Source organism: Pseudomonas sp. LP_7_YM, from assembly GCF_004364435.1.
Taxonomy (GTDB): Bacteria; Pseudomonadota; Gammaproteobacteria; order Pseudomonadales; family Pseudomonadaceae; genus Aquipseudomonas.
On sequence record NZ_SOCT01000017.1, the window covers coordinates 1 to 18,408 of the forward strand.

The 18,408-nt window shown below is 55.4% G+C and carries 16 protein-coding genes; 5 read left to right on the forward strand and 11 right to left on the reverse strand.

What is annotated here, in order from left to right; all coding sequences use genetic code 11:
- Positions 1-157 precede the first annotated feature (157 nt).
- Genes EC915_RS23115 through EC915_RS23125 form a run of 3 tightly spaced genes read left to right on the forward strand, consistent with a single transcriptional unit; the run spans position 158 to position 3,524 of the window.
- Complete coding sequence (locus EC915_RS23115) at positions 158-1,063, forward strand: JmjC domain-containing protein (RefSeq protein WP_372237947.1); 906 nt, start codon at positions 158-160, stop codon at positions 1,061-1,063.
- 2 nt (positions 1,064-1,065) lie between these two features.
- A complete protein-coding gene (locus tag EC915_RS23120) occupies positions 1,066-3,141 on the forward strand; it encodes a peptidase domain-containing ABC transporter (RefSeq protein WP_256658818.1) in 2,076 nt (691 codons plus the stop codon).
- A 56-nt stretch (positions 3,142-3,197) separates the two neighbouring features.
- Entirely contained in the window at positions 3,198-3,524 is a 327-nt protein-coding gene (locus EC915_RS23125; protein WP_133752832.1) for a hypothetical protein, read from the forward strand.
- A 357-nt stretch (positions 3,525-3,881) separates the two neighbouring features.
- On the opposite strand, the gene EC915_RS23130 is transcribed toward EC915_RS23125, so the two are convergent.
- The 9 genes from EC915_RS23130 to EC915_RS23170 all read right to left on the reverse strand — a co-directional run bounded on the left by EC915_RS23130 (position 3,882) and on the right by EC915_RS23170 (position 14,875).
- Positions 3,882-4,685, reverse strand: coding sequence for an electron transfer flavoprotein subunit beta (locus EC915_RS23130; RefSeq protein ID WP_133752833.1), 804 nt, complete (start codon positions 4,683-4,685; stop codon positions 3,882-3,884).
- A complete protein-coding gene (locus EC915_RS23135; protein WP_133752834.1) occupies positions 4,675-5,895 on the reverse strand; it encodes an electron transfer flavoprotein subunit alpha/FixB family protein in 1,221 nt (406 codons plus the stop codon). The genes EC915_RS23130 and EC915_RS23135 overlap by 11 nt, the downstream gene beginning before the upstream one ends.
- A complete protein-coding gene (gene dgcB, locus EC915_RS23140; RefSeq protein ID WP_133752835.1) occupies positions 5,895-7,838 on the reverse strand; it encodes a dimethylglycine demethylation protein DgcB in 1,944 nt (647 codons plus the stop codon). The genes EC915_RS23135 and dgcB overlap by 1 nt, the downstream gene beginning before the upstream one ends.
- 152 nt (positions 7,839-7,990) lie before the next feature.
- A complete protein-coding gene (dgcA, locus tag EC915_RS23145; protein ID WP_133752836.1) occupies positions 7,991-10,051 on the reverse strand; it encodes a dimethylglycine demethylation protein DgcA in 2,061 nt (686 codons plus the stop codon).
- A gap of 15 nt (positions 10,052-10,066) precedes the next feature.
- Positions 10,067-10,597, reverse strand: coding sequence for a DUF5943 domain-containing protein (locus EC915_RS23150; protein ID WP_093468445.1), 531 nt, complete (start codon positions 10,595-10,597; stop codon positions 10,067-10,069).
- An 80-nt stretch (positions 10,598-10,677) separates the two neighbouring features.
- The gene (locus tag EC915_RS23155; protein ID WP_133752837.1) at positions 10,678-11,655 is read right to left on the reverse strand and encodes a dipeptidase; all 978 of its coding nucleotides are present in this window, start codon (positions 11,653-11,655) and stop codon (positions 10,678-10,680) included.
- Between the two features lie 827 nt (positions 11,656-12,482).
- Positions 12,483-12,836 carry a hypothetical protein gene (locus EC915_RS23160; protein ID WP_133752838.1) on the reverse strand — a complete coding sequence of 118 codons (354 nt, stop codon included), beginning with the start codon at positions 12,834-12,836 and terminating at the stop codon, positions 12,483-12,485.
- 569 nt (positions 12,837-13,405) lie between these two features.
- Positions 13,406-14,377, reverse strand: a complete 972-nt coding sequence (locus EC915_RS23165) for a hypothetical protein (RefSeq protein ID WP_133752839.1) — start codon at positions 14,375-14,377, stop codon at positions 13,406-13,408.
- Positions 14,378-14,386: 9 nt separating this feature from the next.
- Entirely contained in the window at positions 14,387-14,875 is a 489-nt protein-coding gene (locus EC915_RS23170) for a type VI secretion system tube protein Hcp (protein WP_122624457.1), read from the reverse strand.
- Positions 14,876-15,211: 336 nt separating this feature from the next.
- On the opposite strand from EC915_RS23170, the gene EC915_RS23175 reads away from it, so the two are divergent.
- On the forward strand, positions 15,212-15,622 hold the full coding sequence (locus EC915_RS23175) for a lysozyme inhibitor LprI family protein (protein WP_133752840.1): 411 nt from the start codon (positions 15,212-15,214) through the stop codon (positions 15,620-15,622).
- A gap of 48 nt (positions 15,623-15,670) precedes the next feature.
- A complete protein-coding gene (locus EC915_RS23180; protein ID WP_133752841.1) occupies positions 15,671-16,093 on the forward strand; it encodes a DUF3010 family protein in 423 nt (140 codons plus the stop codon).
- A gap of 65 nt (positions 16,094-16,158) precedes the next feature.
- On the opposite strand, the gene EC915_RS23185 is transcribed toward EC915_RS23180, so the two are convergent.
- Positions 16,159-17,328 carry a hypothetical protein gene (locus tag EC915_RS23185; RefSeq protein WP_133752842.1) on the reverse strand — a complete coding sequence of 390 codons (1,170 nt, stop codon included), beginning with the start codon at positions 17,326-17,328 and terminating at the stop codon, positions 16,159-16,161.
- A gap of 67 nt (positions 17,329-17,395) precedes the next feature.
- On the reverse strand, positions 17,396-18,355 hold the full coding sequence (locus EC915_RS23190; RefSeq protein ID WP_133752843.1) for a GlxA family transcriptional regulator: 960 nt from the start codon (positions 18,353-18,355) through the stop codon (positions 17,396-17,398).
- Between the last annotated feature and the right edge of the window lie 53 nt (positions 18,356-18,408).

Consider the following 18,408-nt stretch of genomic DNA (forward strand, 5'->3'; position numbering starts at 1 on the left):
GTCGGCGAAGGTCATCTGTTTCATCATCGAAAAGCTCGGCGACTGGTGTCCGGAGATTTTGCCAAATTAGGAAGTCTTTTTCAGAGTTTCCCTAGAGCAGTATCAAGAGGTCTTCACCACCAAATACCGAACAATAAAATCTAGGCTCTATAATTTAATGTGCGAAGGAGCAAGTCTTGCGCTCAACAAAATAGAGAACTGCTCGCAAATTGATCAAGTCAGGACTCAAATTGCCCACTTTACCGGAAGGCAGACCATCGTGAGCGGCTATGCAGCCTTCGGAACCGAGCCATCTTTTGGCAATCATTGGGATACCCACGATGTCTTTGCAGTCCAACTAATAGGTAAAAAGCGCTGGACGATCTACGCTCCCACAGAAGGTAATCCGCTCTACAAGAATTCCAGTGTAGGAAAGGAGCAGGCATGTACCGACGTTCCTACAATAGACATATATCTGGAAGCGGGCGATGTCTTTTATTTGCCGCGAGGATGGTGGCATGAGGTCACCGCTTCGGGCGACGAGACATTTCATCTTGCCGTTGGTACCTACCCGCCTTATGTGACTGACTATCTAAACTGGCTAGTGGATCGGATCTCGTCTGAATCAGAGATTTTCAGACTTCCGTTTGATGAGGAACTGCTGCGCACAGGCAGTCTCCAGCAAGCAGGTCTGGAACTCAAAGACGCCTTAGAAGCGACAAACAACCAACAAGATTTCCTGCAATGGTTCAGTGCGCAACAAAGGATAGAGTCACCTTATGCTATCGAGTTTTTTGGAAATTCCAACGCTACAGCAATTCCAGGCGATACTTTGATAGGTGTAAACGCGACTGACTGCCGCGCATGGCGGGGAGACCAACTTATAACCAACGGCATAAAACTCAAGGTGACAGGATTGAGCAAAGACATAGTAGAATTTATTTCTGAGAAAAGAGTTATAACGCTAGACACGCTACTAGCGAATTTTCCCGAATCTTCAGAAACAGATGTGAGGTCATTCATAAATGAAATGGTCAAGCAAGATGTACTATCGGTCCGTATACCTAATCGAAAAAAACCGTGAACATGATAATTCCAATTTTTCAGGAAAGCACAAATGATTGCGGGCTCGCATGCATCGCAATGATCGCTTGCCATCACGGACTAAACGTCACCGTTCGTCAGTTAGCCGGTCGCGTAAATACACACGGCAGCGCTATGACAGCCCACGATATCGTTCAACTTGCCGACGAAATCAAAGTCAATAGTCGTGTGCTCAGACTTGAGCCACATGAACTGGAAGAGTTAAAAACGCCATGCATATTGCACTGGAAAATGAATCATTTTGTGGTCCTAGAATCCGCGAGCGGCAGTAAAATCGTCATCGTGGACCCCGCCTACGGAAGAAAAACCATTTCTCACGCTGTACTTTCGGAGTCATTCACCGGTGTAGCACTAGAACTGACGCCATCCGAAGCGTTTGTCCCGAAGAAGATCTCGCCTGCGATATCGTTAACAAGCTTGGTTAGGGGACTGAAGGATGAGCGCGCAGCGCTCTCCTTCATAATTTTGATGGTAGCCATTCTGGAAACCGTAACACTGGTCATGCCATTAATTTCACAGGTAGTGATAGACGGCGCGATTACCTCTCATGATAAGGATTTTTTGTTAGTAGCTGCGATGGGAGGTATATTACTTGTCTTATGTCAGTTCGCGCTCAGTGTCCTGAGCGAAGTTGCAAAACTCAAACTCAATCAGCGAATAGGCCTTAAGTGGACATCTAATTTATTTTCACATTTAATCCGGTTGCCTTTGAGCTACTTCCAGGGCCGGCAGCTGGGTGAAATAAGCAGCCGCTTTTCCGCACTTAGGCCAATTAAGGATTTCTTACTGACCATCACTATCGGCATTACAACGGATTTTATAGTCTTAATATGCGCCGGAATTTTCATGGGCATATATAGCATAACCTTGCTGGGTGTAGTCATTGTCGCGTGCCTTGGCTATGCGTCTACTCAAGCAATCTTTTACCCATTTCTCAGAAATGCCACGGCCGAAAGACTCGTACTTTCAGCCAACGAGCATGCTTTTTTCTTGGAGAGTATTAGATCCGTGCTGACATTGAAAATGTTAGGCAATACTGCTTACCGCTGTAGCCGGTGGAATAGTATGATTGTGGATGTGCAGAATAGAGACACCGCAACCCAAAAAATTCATATTACGGCTTCAGGCGTGAACACACTTATTTTTGGTGTTGAGTCGATGTGTGTGCTGTACATTGCAGGTGGCGCAATAATTGAGTCGCAAATGAGCATAGGCATGCTTGTTGCCTTTATCGGCTTTAAAGGAAACTTCACCAGTCGGTTCTCCAAAATGGTTAACATCATTATTGACTGGTGCATGCAGTCGGTTCACTGCGACAGGCTAGCTGATATTGCGCTGCAGGATCCAGAAAATGTAGAATCGCACTATTTCTGCCGGGATGATACACCAGTAAAAATTGAGCTGATAAACGTATCGTTCAGACACAGCCCACTGTCGCCTTGGATTTTGAGAGATATAAACCTGACACTATCCCCCGGGGAGCATCTTGCGATAGTTGGCAGATCAGGCAGTGGCAAATCAACCTTAGCTAAGATAATCCTAGGTGTACTGCAGCCTAGTAGGGGCCAAGTGCTGATCAACGGTATTAAATCTACTGATTTTGGCACCACGCACTTACGCACCATCACGGGCACGGTGTTGCAAGAAGATCAGGTACTAGCGGGATCAATTTCCGAAAATATATCAGGTTTCGATTTAAACCCCTGCATGCAGAGAATTCAAAACGCTGCTAAATCTGCAAACTTTCATGCTATCGTCAACAAGCTTCCAATGGGATACCTTACAGTTATTAGTGATGGTTGCTCGACTCTGTCGTCAGGGCAGAGGCAGCGGCTTTTCTTAGCAAGAGCGCTCTATAAAACCCCAAAACTATTATTATTGGACGAGGCCATCAACAACTTGGACCTACACAGCGAACAGCATATAATTTCGTCTTTAAAAATGCTTTCCTGCACTATAGTTATCATTGCTCACCGTAGGGAGAGCCTCACTTTAGCCTCGCGATTCATTGAACTTGAGAGAGGAGAAATAGCAAATATATTCGTACAGGCTAGTTAGATTTATAAACTAAATGATTTAAATCCATAGCTACTTTTATATGAAGTAAATAAAACATGAGAGAACTCTCAGTCACAGATTTGAAAATCATTTCAGGAGGTTTTGGGCCTGCAGGCGCAGCAGGGGGAGCAGCTGTGGGTGCTGCCAGCTACAGCGGCTATGCGATCGGCTCAGGGCAAGGGAGTGCTGCGGGCCTTGCAGGCGCCGCCGCAGCGGGGGCTGCTGCTGGTTTTTTTGGTGGGCCGGCAACATTTCCGGCCATTGTAGCGGGAGCGGAAGTTGGTTTCCACGCTGGACTAATTGGAGGCGGTGTTGAAAAAATCATCAATGATTCGACTCCCGCTGATCCTACTGGATTAAACTATTGCGGCGGCGGATACTAACCTCGAGCCCTAAAGCGAGTCCCGCTGGACGGGTGCCCGCTCAGCTCATACCAAAGTATTACGCGACCAATGAATATAATATGCAACGACGGACTATTAATAATGGCGATTGGCGCTTGTACATTATGTGCAACTTATCCAATCATTTATAAATTACGCAAGGACAGGAAAAAGAAACTCAACGAGTTTCATAGAACGATTTTTTTGACAACCTTTGCGGTCAGCATAGTCGTAGCAGGCGGCATCATCAAAACGAATTTCGCATCCTGTTGACAGCTAGGCGCGTCGCGCCTACAGCCGCGGGCGGATGATATGGCTAATGTCGCCCGCCTCAGGCTAGCCAATTAGGCTTTTAGCTCACCGTACCACCCCCTCCTCCACCAACAACTTCAGGATCGCCGCCGCCCCTTCCTGTGGGCTGACATCCTTGAGCACTTGCCCACCGCCGCCAGTGGCCTTGGCGGTTGCCGCTTTCATGCGATCGGCACCGCTTTTCGCTTTGATCACCTTCAACCGCTTTGGCCTCGGCTTGGCAGGCGTCAGTTCAGCGCTTGTGAATAACTCGTCGATGACCACGTCCACCTCCTCAACGTCCAGAACCCCCCGCTGCGCTGGGCCATAGGCGCTCTGACGAGGCTTGGGCGCGGCGTTGTCCACAGTGGCGAGGAACGGCAGGCGGACTTTGAGGCGACGGCGCTGGCCGCGAGGCAATGCTTGGAGTACCTGGGCGGTGCCGTTGCTCATGGATTCCACTTCAGCCATGCCTACTACCAGCGGCCAGCCCAGTTTTTCGGCCAACAGGTACGGGAGCATCCCGGAGCCTTCTCCGGTTTCCGCCTGGCTGCCGGTCAGCACCAGTTGCACGCCGGATTCACGTATGTAATCAGCCAGACCCGGCAGCGCATCGGCATCTTGCGGTTGCTCAAGCACATGCAGCTCGTTCAGTCCCATGCCCAGATAGGCCCGCAGCGCTGGTTCCTGTGCATTGCCGGCATGCAGCACGTGCAAGTTATCCCCAGCCAGTTGCAGCCCCAGCTCGACCGCCCGGGCGTCCTGTTCAGCACGGCGCGGACGGCCGGAAGTCGGGTGCGCGCCGACGGAAACCAGGCTGATGATATGGATGCAGCTTTTATCCACAGGCGATTTGTTGTCAGGCTGCATCGCGTTTAGCTCCGTTGCGGTAGGCCTGGACGGCGTCGATCAGTGCACCGAGTATCGCCGCACTTTCGCCAATCACTGATAAATCCGCGCGTTTGATCATGTCGCAGGAGGGGTCGAGGTTGATCGCCACTACCTTGTCGCAGGCGCCGATGCCTTGCAGATGCTGGATCGCGCCCGAAATACCCACCGCCACATAAACCCGTGCGGTGACCCAGGTCCCGGATGCACCCACTTGTCGATCGCGACTCATGAAACCGTCATCCACGGCAACGCGAGAGGCGCCCTTGGTGGCACCCAATGCCTCTGCCGTGCGGTGAAACAGGTCCCAATCCTTGACACCATTGCCTCCTGAGAAAATGAATTCCGCTTCGGCCATGGGGATAAGCGAGGGGTCGACCGCCACTGCACCCAGGTCTTCGATACGCGGCAAGCTGCGGGCGATGGTTGTGGACAACTCTACGGGCAACGCCTCGTGACGGGTTTCGCTGACCGGCTCGGCGCACTCTGCAGCAGCCAGAATCAGGCGCGACACGTGCCGCATCAGATCTTCACGGCCCGCGCCTGCGCGGCCGGTGGCTTGTTCATCCTTGACCTGCCAGACGCGCGTCGCTGGGCGTTCACCGATGCTTGCGGCAAACCGCCGACCCAATTCACCGCCGCCCGTGCGGCTATCGGGAAGCAGCCAGTGGCGCGGGCCGAACTGGTTATCCACAGCTCGCAAACCTTGCACACGTTGCTCAGGGGAGTAACCGGCAAACTCGCCACCTTCCAATACCAGCAGGCGATCCACACCCGCCGCGTCGAATGCTGTCTCTTTGTGCTCGCCAAAAACGACGGCCAATACCGCGCCGTCCTTGCCCGCCAAGCCATGCGCCAGCCCCAGCAGGTCGCGATCGTGGCTACTCAGGCGGCCGCCAACCATGTCGGGTACAACAGCGATATAGAAAGCCGGCGCGGCGACCTGATGCAGTGGCAATTGCACTTCAACAGACGCAGAACGCTTGACCGCTGCGCCCTGCTGCGCGCCGCTGCGGTCGATACGCTTGATGCCGTTGGGGCCGATGAAGCCGATGCCGTGGACGTTCTTGCGGATGACGCCATTGGGCCCCATCCAGCTGCTCTGCGTGGGTTGCATCGTGGCGTGCAGCGGGTGCAAGCGGTTACGGGCGATCCATTCGGCCCGGGGGTCGCGGCGGATAATGTCGCTCATCAATGGGCCTCCGCAGGTTCACGTTTGACGGCAGCCGGTTTGACCGGGGCCTCCTCAAGCAACGCTTCGGCCACCAGTTCAGCGATGTCCTTGATCATCGGGCGCGGCTCAACCACGCCTTCAAGCATCGCCGTGCACTGCGGGCAACCCACGGCCACCAGCTCAGCGCCAGTCTCGCGAATGTCGTCCATACGCATGTCGGGAATACGCTGCTTGCCGGGAATATCAGTGATCGGCGCACCGCCGCCGCCGCCACAGCAGCGGGAGCGGAAACCGGAACGTTGCATCTCCATCACCTCGATCCCCAATGCCTTGAGCACGTCACGTGGTGCTTGGTATTCGCCGTTGTAGCGGCCCAGATAGCAGGGGTCGTGATAGGTCACGCTGGCGCCTTTGTGCTGTCCCAGATTCAGCGCACCGTTGCCAATCAGCTCGGCCATGTAGGTACTGTGGTGCAGCACCACATAGTTGCCATCGAAAGCCCCATATTCATTTTTTAGTACGTGGAAGCTGTGCGGGTCGCAGGTAACGATACGCTTGAAGTTGTATCCGGACAGCGTCTGGATATTGCGCCTGGCGAGCATCTGGAACGTCGCCTCATCACCGAGACGACGGGCTACGTCGCCGCTGTCACGCTCTTCAAGTCCCAGCACCGCGAAATCGACCTTGGCCGCTTTCAGCACCTTGACGAACGCGCGAAGGGTGCGCTGGTTGCGCATGTCGAACGCGCCATCGCCGACCCAGAACAGCACGTCGACCGCCTTCTTCTCGCTCATCAAATTGAGGTTCAAGTCCGCCGCCCAGTTCATCCGCCCACCCGGTGCGAAACCGCCGGGGTTGTCAGTGGCGATGAGGTTTTCCAGAACTTCAGCGCCTTTATTCGGGGTTGCGCCCTTTTCCAGCGTCAGGTGGCGGCGCATGTCGACGATGGCATCCACGTGCTCGATCATCATCGGGCACTCTTCCACGCATGCGCGGCAGGTGGTGCAGGACCACAGGGTTTCGGCGTCCACCAGCCCGTTGACGATCGGTTGATGCGGACTACCCCCATGCTCGCCCACGGCTTTACCCGGATAGGGGCTGCCCGCGAAGCTGGCGTCTGTGCCTCCCGCCAGACCCACCACCATGTCCTGAATCAACTTTTTAGGGTTCAGCGGCTGACCTGCCGCGAACGCCGGGCATGCCGCTTCGCACTTGCCGCACTGCACGCAGGCATCGAAACCCAGCAACTGGTTCCAGGTGAAATCCTTGGGTTTTCCCACACCCAGCGGCGCATTCGGGTCTGTCAGGTCCAGCGGTTTAAGGCCAGTGGAGCGACCGCCGCCGAAACGTTCGGCGCGTCGGTGCCAAGCCAGATGCAGCGCACCGGCGAAGGCGTGCTTCATCGGGCCGCCCCAGGTCATGCCCAGGAACAACTCGCAAACGCCCCACAGCACACCGACCCCGAGAATGATCGCCAGCAGCCAGCCACCGAAGTTCTCCGCAAGGATGCCTGCCACCGGCAGGGTCACCAGAAAGAAAGAGCCGGAGAACGCCAGCAGGCTTTTCGGCAGCCTCATCCACGGGCCTTTCGACAGACGGCTCGGGGGGTTACGACGACGCAGGTACATGAAAATCGCGCCCACGAACATCACCGCGGACATCAGCAACAGTGCGTAACCCAGGATGCGGTTATGCAGGCCGAAACCATGGACCAGAATCGCCAGCACAATGGACGCCACTGCGCCCCCCGCTGTCGCAACGTGGGTGTTGGCGATGTATTTGTCGCGCGCGACCACGTGGTGCAGATCGACCATGTAGCGCTTGGGCATTGCCAGCAGGCCGCCGAGTAAATCGACCTTTGACGCACGCCCGTTGCGCCACATGGCTGCCCGCCGCAGAGCACCGAGGATCGCCAGCCCCAAGGCCGCGAACAGCAGGATGGGAAGAAGGGTGTTTAACATGTGGAGCTCCCAAAGACCGAGGATTTGGCTAGGGCCTGATCGTTCCCGCGCTCTGCGTGGGAATGCATTCGATGACGCTCCGCGTCACCCAAGCGGGCGCAGAGCGCCTATCAGGACGTTCCCACGCAGAGCGTGGGAACGATCGTCGGTGCCTAAAAATCTTTACAGAGCCGCAGCGCGTCGTAGATGGCCGCGTGCGTATTGCGCTGCGCCACGCAATCACCGATGCGGAAGAGCAAATAGCCATCGCCTGGCTGGCTCAACGAAGGCTGTGGCTGGATGGCGAACAGGGCGTCGATGTCGATCTGGCCCTTGTTGCGCGAATCCTGCTTCAGACCGTAGTACAGCTCTTCGTCGGGGCGCACGCCGTTTTCGATCACCACCTGATCGACCACCCGCTCCTCTTTGGCGCCGGTGTATTCGTTCTCCAACACTGCCACCAGCTTGTCGCCTTCGCGGTAGACCTTCTCCAGCATCATGTCGCCGGTCATGATCACTTCTTTGGGGTACATGCTGCGGTAGTAGGTCGGAAACGACGTACCGCCAATGGCCACACCCGGCTTGATGTCATCGGTGACGATCTCGACCTGGCTGCCCTTGTCGGCAATGAAGTCGGCGACCGACATACCGGTGAATTCACAGATGGTGTCGTAGACCAGCACGTTCTTGCCCGGCGCCACCTTGCCATCGAGCACATCCCAACTGCTGACCACCAAGCCCTCGGCCGCGCCCCAATGCTCGTTCTGCTCAAGGTATGGATGACCGCCGACGGCCAGCACCACCACATCGGGACGCAAATCCAGAATGGTCGCGATATCCGCCGCCGTGCCCACGCGCAGATCGACTTTCAGGCGCGCCAGCTCCAGCTGATACCAACGGGTGATACCGGCAATCTGGTCCCGCTGTGGCGCTTTCGACGCCGTGGTGATCTGGCCGCCAATCGCGTCCTTCTTCTCGAACAGCGTCACGTCGTGACCCCGTTCGGCAGATACCCGCGCCGCTTCCATCCCCGCAGGGCCGGCACCGACGATCACCACTTTGCGTTTGACGCCGGTGGTTTTCTCGATGATGTGCGGCACGCCCATGTATTCGCGGGAAGTCGCAGCATTCTGGATGCACAGCACGTCCAGGCCCTGATACTGACGGTCAATGCAGTAGTTGGCACCCACGCACTGACGAATCTGGTCGACCTGCCCCATCTTGATCTTGGTGATCAGATGCGGGTCGGCAATGTGCGCGCGGGTCATGCCGACCATATCGACGTAACCGCCTTCGAGAATACGCGTCGCCTGGTTCGGGTCCTTGATGTTCTGCGCGTGCAAGACCGGCGCCTTGACCACCTCCTTGATCCCGGCGGCCAGGTGCAGGAACGGCTCCGGTGGATAACTCATGTTGGGGATAACGTTGGCCAGGGTGTTGTGCGTGTCGCAACCGGAGCCCACCACCCCGATGAAATCGATCATGCCGGTCTGATCGTAGTACTTGGCGATCTCCTTCATGTCTTCGTGGCTCAGACCGTCCGGGTGGAATTCATCACCGCAGATACGCAGGCCCACACAGAAGTCAGGGCCGACTTCCTTGCGCACGGCTTTGATCACTTCCAGCCCGAAGCGCATGCGGTTCTCGAAACTGCCGCCCCATTCATCGGTGCGCTTGTTGACGCGCGGGCTCCAGAACTGGTCAATCATGTGCTGGTGCACCGCCGACAACTCGACACCATCAAGGCCACCGGCCTTGGCACGGGCTGCAGCGCTGGCGTAGTTGCCGATCACGCGCCAGATCTCTTCCGGTTCGATGGTTTTGCAGGTTGCGCGGTGGACCGGCTCGCGGATGCCCGACGGCGACAGCAAGGTCGGCCAATGGTCGCCATCCCAGCGGGAGCGACGGCCCATGTGGGTAATCTGGATCATGATCTTGGCGCCGTGCTTGTGCATGGCGTCAGCCAGGTTCTGGAAATGCGGAATGATCTTGTCGGTCGCCAGGTTGACCGACTTCCACCAGCCTTGCGGGCTGTCGATCGCAACGCTGGAGGAGCCGCCACAAATGGCCAGACCAATGCCGCCCTTGGCTTTCTCCTCGTAGTACTTCACGTAACGGTCGGTGGTCATGCCGCCATCAGTGGCGTAGACCTCGGCGTGCGCGGTACTGAGGACGCGGTTGCGGATGGTGAGTTTGCCGATCTGAATAGGCTGAAACATTGCTTCGAAAGCCATGACACGGTCCTCGGCTTACAACGGTTTTACGACAAACAGGCCATCTTCGTGGCCTTCTTCCGATCCGCCGTAAACCTGCTCGGCGACAGTACGAACGGAGCTGCCTTTGGCCGCCAGGATCTGGTCCATGGCGCCTGCGAACCAGCCGGTGAACATGTAATCGACCTTACGGCCAACCTTGCCGTACACATAAACGAAGGCCGAATGCTCCAGCTTGACGCTGGCGGTGCCTTTATCCAGGTCGATTTCCTGGATCTTGAACAGGCCCCAGCCGCGCTGCGACAGACGATTCATGTAGTGCTCGAACACTGCAACACCCTCGATGCCGTGGCACTCGGCTTCTTTCTCGCACCAGTGCCAGGCGGATTTGTAGCCTGCTTTGTAAAGAATCTCGGCGTAGGCCTCGGCGCCCAATACTTCTTCGATGCCCATGTGGTTGTTGACGAAGAAATGCCGAGGCACGTACAGCATCGGCAGGGCGTCGGAGGTCCAGACACCGGTCTCGCTGTCGACTTCGATAGGCAATTGCGGGGCGATCTTGGCCATGGAAACTTAACTCCAGAAAAATTCGTTTGGATGTCCTCTCCGCGAACGGGAGAGGCAGACATTCAGTGATCGGGCAAGGGTTACTCGCCCCAGACATCGCCTAAAACACGAACCCAGTTCTCGCCCATGATCTTGCGCACCACGCGCTCGGGGTGGCCGCGCTTGAGCAGGGTTTCGGTGAGGTTCGGGAATTCACCGACGGTGCGGATGCCCAGCGGGTTAATGATCTTGCCGAAGTTGGTCAGGCGACGGGCGTAGCCCTTGTCGTGGGTCAGGTATTCGAAGAACTCCTGGCCGTGGCCCTGGGTAAAGTCAGTGCCGATACCGATCGCGTCTTCACCGACAATGTTCATTACGTACTCGATGGCTTCGGCGTAGTCGTCGATGGTCGAGTCGATACCCTTGGCCAGGAACGGGGCGAACATGGTCACGCCGACGAAACCGCCATGGTCGGCAATGAATTTCAGCTCGACGTCGGACTTGTTACGTGGGTGTTCTTTCAGACCTGAAGGCAGGCAGTGGGAATAGGTCACTGGCTTCTTCGATTCGAGGATGACCTCCTCGGAGGTCTTGGAACCTACGTGGGACAGGTCGCACATGACGCCGACCCGGTTCATTTCGGCGACGATCTCACGGCCAAAGCCGGACAGCCCGCCATCGCGCTCGTAACAGCCGGTGCCCACCAGGTTCTGGGTGTTGTAGCACATCTGCACGATGCCCACGCCCAGTTGCTTGAAGATCTCGACGTAACCAATCTGATCTTCGAAAGCATGCGCGTTCTGGAAACCGAACAGGATGCCCGTCTTGCCCAGTTCCTTGGCCTTGCGGATATCGGCGGTATTGCGCACTTGAATTACCAGATCGCTGTTTTCGCGGATCAGCTTCTGGCTGGAGGCGATGCTGTTGACGGTCTGCTGAAAACCTTCCCACACCGACACCGTGCAGTTGGCCATGGTCAGTCCGCCTTTGCGCATGTCCTCGAACAGCTCACGGTTCCATTTGGCAATGATCAGCCCGTCGATAACGATGCTGTCGGCGTGCAATTCGGCTGGGCTCATCAGGCTGTCCCCTTTGGTCAATCACGCGCCGAAACGTCTGCCGGCGCTTTGGGGCCAGCATATGCCTGAGGGTCGGATGAGCCGGGTGCAAAAACGACAGGGGAATTGCCGAAAGCGTCAAGAAACGACAAAGGGGGGTGATGGGGCCGAAAGCGCTGCAGCTTCACCAAATCAAAGGCGAGTACGGGACGGCATCGCCACTTGAGGTCTAGAAAATCTCCAAACGCCGCACAGATAGGATCTGAGCCGAAGCATACCCAACACAAAGAAAACCGATAAGGTCATGAAAAAGTGGATCAGGATTATGTATTTGAACGTTGGAGGAAATGCCTTTACCTGAACGGGATCAATAAAACCATACTTCAGCATAGTCTTTGGCAGTAAAAAAATCGTGGCAACGGTTCCCAGCTTAGTTATTCCGTTCCACACGCCAGGCTGGCTAAAGAGTAAACTGGGATTCTTTATAGCTTCACAATTGCCAAGCAACTCGTCTATTTTATTTTTGAAGTAAAAAGCGAGAACCAACGTCTGCACTATTATTAGAATGAAGGCGAAGGACGCAATCACGGCGACACAGCTTATATCTGCACTGCACAGATCAATGACTCCTCGCATAACAAAAGGCTCTGGAGAGAGAAAAAATAATTGCCAAGACGCCTACCCGCACTACGTCACCCATCACACCAAGCCCTAAGATGTAGCCTCATGATCGACGACAACTGAAAAAAGTAGCTGCGATGCCGGCACTGGATCACTCAGTCCGGCTGCCGAATCAGTGCCAGCTACTATTCAATGGTTCTTCAACCCATATTGCTTCACACATGGGCTCACTTCCCCGATGGATGAATATCATAGAGGTACATATAAAATCGGAAAGCGACCAACGCAAGCGCAGCAATGAAAATCAGGCTCCAAGCACTCACAATCAAAAATCTCAGACCCGATGGAAATTCCTGAACCTGCTCCTCATCAATGAAGTTCTTTCTGGCGTAGGCTTTGGGAATTAAGAGAATGGTGCAAACCGTTCCCACCCTTATCACATCCTCTATAAACCCTAACCCCCCAAACGTGGCCTTATGATCAGCTACAACAGTGCACCTCGACAGCAGCGTATCGATTCTCCGCCGTGCCACGCAGGTTGTAATGACGAGGGTGATCAGACTGAGAAGAATCAATGCCATTACGATCGTAGCAACCAACCCCGAATCAATTATTCCCATTCAAATGCAAGACCACATATCCATTGGCTGAGAGGCCAGTTACGGATTATAAGATTTGATCCATATACTCAAAATAACCAGTGTAAACATTAGCAACTTAGACGTGTCCGAACATGAGGGCGCCGTGTCTTGCCGTCCGAATCAGCTACCGGGCTTGATGTCATAAATATACCCCCACAGCCTAAATAACATTAGCGCCGTCGCTACTACAACTGCAATGACCCAAGGGATAACAATCAGATATCGTAATTTTTTTGGAAAGGCAGCTACCTGACTTAGGTCGATGAATCCTTTTCTTAAGTAGAGCTTTGGAAACATAAAGATTGTACCGACCACGCCCACCCTCACAACGTCCCCCATTATGCCCAACCCCCCGAACGTCACTTTATGGTCCACAACCACAGAGCAATCAGATAGCAAGACATCTATTTTGTGCCTAACACAGCAAGTTACAACTATGATCGCAACAAGATCCAACAATAACGGGACCATGATGATTAAGGCGATGAAGCCTGGTTCAACGTTCGTCATTACTCAATAGTCTCATAAAGGTAATCACCTATATTTTCTCCAGCGTAACTTCCTGCCTCACCGCCCGCCCACCCCATTGTCGCGCCTGTGATTACACCGCACGCCAACGCTCCTGGCCCAGTTGTCAGCCCTAACACTGTTACGCACAACAAAGTCGCCGCAACAGTACTTAGTGAGCCTAGAAAAGCTGCCCCGCTCAAGCTACCAACCAGCTTCCCACCCTCAACATATTTAGCCTTCGTGCACTCATCCTCTCGCCCGGTAGAACATGCCGTTTTGATATCAATGGCTGTCGAGGCCGTGTCTAGCACAATCCCCACGTAAGCCCCCCTCTTGATCAGCTTCGACGCCCGGGCCACGCCCGCCAGCTTCTCGGCATAATTCCGGATCTCGCCCGTGTGCAGGTAGCTTTTGGTCGAGATACCGAGCATCTGTTTGATGGACCCGGTGTTACGCAGACCGGTGCCAAACTTGAGAAACCCTTTCAGCAACTTATCAAGCTGGTCAAAGAGCTGGCGGCGTTTGGTGTAGAACAGGTTTCGCTCGATTACCGTACCCGATGTCAGGTACTGCTTGTGCAAGACGTCGATGCTTTCAAGCGTCTTTTTCACGTTTTCCAGATGTTTCTCCCAACCGTCAAGCGCCATATCGACACCGATGGAGGTAGTGCTGATGAGCCGAGTCAGGAACTCGTGGTTGGCGACTATGAAGTCGTCACCTCCTGCATCATTGTCTACCAGCGTTTGATGAGTGACGGCAGCCAGGCGCATAAGCTCCGCTTCTTCAGCCGTACAGGCGGCCGTTGAATCATCGCCAATGATGACGAGTTCACCGGCAACCACGACGTTGTTACGGATATGCGCATTGACTACATCGAACTTCTCCGCGAGGCGCCGCCCCAAGGGCAAGCTCGCTTTGATGGCCTGATACGTCTGCATACGCTCATTAACGAAACTGAAGGGCTGGGACATGAACACCCCTCACGCGTAAATTGTATTTTTGATACGGTCCCAGCCACCCGTCACGTTGCCGCCCCCACCACCATCGCTGCGACGCTGCTGAACGTAGTTGGTCTTGATACGCCCGTAATCGAGCTGCACCACTTCGCGAGGCACGCCGTCGCTCGCGCTTTGGGCATAGTCAGCGATGATCACTTCCTCGAGGACGATTTCATAATATTTGAGCTTGTCACCACCGGCACGGTGTACCGCGATGGTCACCTTTGAAAAGTGCTGACCTGCACAGCTTGCCTGCAGCAGCTTTGCACTGGCGGCGTCGAGGAATTTAGAGAAGTTGAAGGTGGTAACAGTGGTTCGGCCTGACGAAGCACCGCCCGCCGAACTGGCCGTTGCCGATGCGCTTTGATGGGTGCCAAAGTTATAGCCGAGGATTTCGATCCAGTTCTTGTGCTGGTCGTCGAGGCTCTCACCCGGGATGCCGTCGAATTGGATAAACGCGTCAAGCGCCATGAGTTCTCTCCTTGAGTTGCTTGATCGTCATCGTTTACGAGCGCGTGTTAACAGCGCAGATTGAATCCTACATGAAGAAAACCGTCACGCGAACCCTCGACGGAAGTTTCAGAATTTTCTGCAGGACGGTTGTCTTTTCAACGAAAACTCAACGCTGCAGCCCGGCCTAGAGCATTGGCTATCCTAAACCTGGCGAGCAAATGCGACCGCAAAATGGTCAAAACCGTCAACAAGCGACAACGGCTTACTTCGTACGGACGCTCCCCGCATTTGATAACTGTTCTTTGCCGCGCGCTTGGGCGAGAATCCTGAGCATCACTGAATCGGGAACCCCCAATGAAGACGATTTTTCTGGCTCTGGCTCTATTGGCGACAGGCGCACACGCAGCGGCAAACCCCGACGCCACCCCGTGCGACGGCGTGGACGAGGACAATGGGAAGCAGACCCTGGAGTGCTCGGTCTACAGCCGCGATACTGCGGTGAAACTGCTCGGTGAAAACTTCGGCAACCTGATAGAGCGTGTGAACACTCAGTACGGCGCCAACAAGGCCGAGGCCAATGATTTCATCGCCAAACTGAAAACCGCCCAGGACGCCTGGAAAATTCTGCGCGACGCCGACTGCGAGGTTGAAGTATTCCCGGCCAGAAAAGGCACCAAGGAATTCAACATCGGCCAAAACGATTGCACAGCGCGCACGAGCGACGAGCGGTCGGAGTATCTGGATAGCATCCTGCAGGCAGAATGAATCACCAATGCGCTACCCTGATGCCCTTCACCAGCTCAAGGTAGGCACATGAACATCTGCGGCGTAGAAATCAAAGGCAGCGAAGCCATCTTCGCTGTCGCCACTCGCGCGTCCGGCGCCCTCGAACACCTGCCACTGGCAATCAAGAAGATAGCGCTGGAGGACGATGACGAGGCCGGCAATGTCAAAGCGTTCGCGCAACAGATCGCGACATTCGTCCGCGAAAACGGTATTGCCCACATCGCTATCAAGAAACGCAGCAAGAAAGGCGAATTCGCTGGCGGCCCGACAACCTTCAAGATCGAAACGGTTTTCCAACTGCTGGATGACTGCGACGTGGTGCTGCTCTCACCGCAGACCATCAATGCCCAGATGAAAAAGCACAGCTTCGAACTGCCTGCCGCGCTGAACAAATATCAGCATGAGGCGTACAAGGCGGCGTGTTCGGCGCTGATGAAGGGCATCAAATAACGCTGTCCTTGTTAACGCTTTGACTGCGGCAGGGTTACGGACCTCAAAATCACGCATGGGTGTTCTTAACCCCTGCGCTGGCGCAGCCACTCGCCGAACGCTTTGTCCTCCAACGCATAGGCCCCGCGACTGGATTTCCAGACCAGCTCTTTCTCCCGCAACGAGTCGATGGCCGCCTGAATGGTCTGTGTACCGGGCACAACGTCGCTGTTCAAAGCCTTCAGCACCTCGCCCACCGCCAGCACCGTGGTATCGGCAAATGGCGCAAAGGGTTGGTTGTCATACGCACGATCAGCCATAACCCGAAGCACCGCGCGCTGCGGCAGGGTCAACGCGTTGTAGGTGCTTTCGAACTCTTCCCACACACCTGCACGCAGCAGTTGGGCACTGTTACGAAGCAGTTCGCCCAGATTTTGCGCCTCTCCAAGTTCCAATGCGACATCGCCGATGATCGTACGCAGCAGTTCAGGGCGGCGCCCTACCAGGTCGAACGCAGCATCAATATTAGCCGCAGAGAACTGATTGGTTTGCGCCAGGTGGCTGTTCAGGTGCGCGGTGTAAGCCTGGGTGAAGTCTTTGCCCAATAGCGGGAACGGCGTGATGCTCGAACCATAGAAAGGCTGATTTTTGTTCAACACCAGATGCGCCAGCTTGTCTCGATTGGAGCCGGTGAGCACCAGACGCAATCCGCCGTTGCCGCGCTCCAACCCTTGATTAAGCTCATCTCGTGCAGCCTTCAACGCAAACATTGCGTTAACACCGGCCTCACTGGTCAGGGCGTGCTGGGCTTCATCGATGATCAGTACGATCATCTTCTGCGACGCATTGTTGAGCAGCTCTAACGCTTGGGTCAGCGTCGCGCCTTCAGGCAATTGCGGCTGGGTAAAATCCCAGGACAGCGTGCGCAGGAAGTTGAGTTTTTCGATTCCGGCAGACTTGGCAAGCTTGCGAATACCTTTCTCGTACGGCACCAGAGCGACCGCGATTGCCGAACTTATCAACTCGGCGGGATCTTTTTCCCGGTCTGCCCACAGGTCGACATAAACCGGTAGCCAATCCTGTTTCAGGCACTGCGGCAGCAGATCCTCACGCAGAAAGGTGCTCTTGCCGGTTCGACGCGGTGCGGCAAGAAACAGCCCGGAGGCGTAATCGTGCAAGCCTTCGCCGATGAGCCCTCGCGCGACAGTGAGCGCAAGACTGTCGCGCCTGAATACAAAGCCAGTGCGCTTCGTCATGATTTATACCCAATTATTGCAGCGACCATAATTTATGGTCGTGAGTATAATTCACAATAATCCGCAGTCAAACGAGCCTGTGCTCCCGCACCAACCGTCCCCGATCTTCCCGTGGACACACCGCATGGCGCGCCTTGTAGCTACGGGTGAAATACGAAGGCGATTCGAAGCCACAGGCGATGCTGACTTCCAGCACGCTCATGTCGCTCTGGCGCAGCAGTTGCCGGGCTTTCTCCAACCGCAGCCCGAGATAGAAGTTGCTCGGCGTGTCATTCAAATGCAGGCGAAACAGGCGCTCCAACTGACGGCGAGTAACCTGAATGCCATCGGCCAGCGCCAGGGTGCTCAACGGCGGCTCGGTGTGTTGTTCCATCATCCCGATCACCTGCACCAGCTTCTTGTTATTGATGCCGTAGCGCGTGGCGATCTGCAGGCGTTGGTGGTCTTTGCGCTGGCGAATGCGGCCCAGCACGAATTGTTCAGAGACGTTGATCGCCAGGCCCGGGCCGTGGGCCTGACCGATCAGGTCGAGCATCAGGTCAATTGATGCGGTGCCGCCTGCCGAGCTGATACGCCGACGGTCGATTTCGAAGAGTTCCTGGGTCGCTTGCAGGCTCGGGTAAGTTTCCTTGAAGGCACCCAGCGCCTCCCAATGCAGCGTCAGGCGATAACCTTCCAGCAAGCCGGCCTGGGCCAGGACGAAGCTGCCGGTGTCAATCGCACCCAAGGTCACGCCTTCGAGGTCCAGGCGCCGCAGCCAGTGCTCCAGGGCCGAGGTGTAAAACTTCAACGGCTCGACGCTGGCCATGACACACAGCGTCGCCCCCTTTTTCAGCGGCTCCAGCGCGGCATCGGCATTGACCGACATCCCGTTGCTGGCAATCACCGGACCGCCATCGGCGCTTAGCACATGCCAGCGATACAGCTCGCCGCCGAAGCGATTGGCCACGCGCAGGGGTTCGATTGCCGAGACGAACCCCATCATCGAAAAACCGGGCATGAGCAGAAAGTAGAAATCCTGGGACATCGTTGGCGCGTTCCTTGAGGATTTGAGGGGCATTGCACCCGCTGACGCACAAT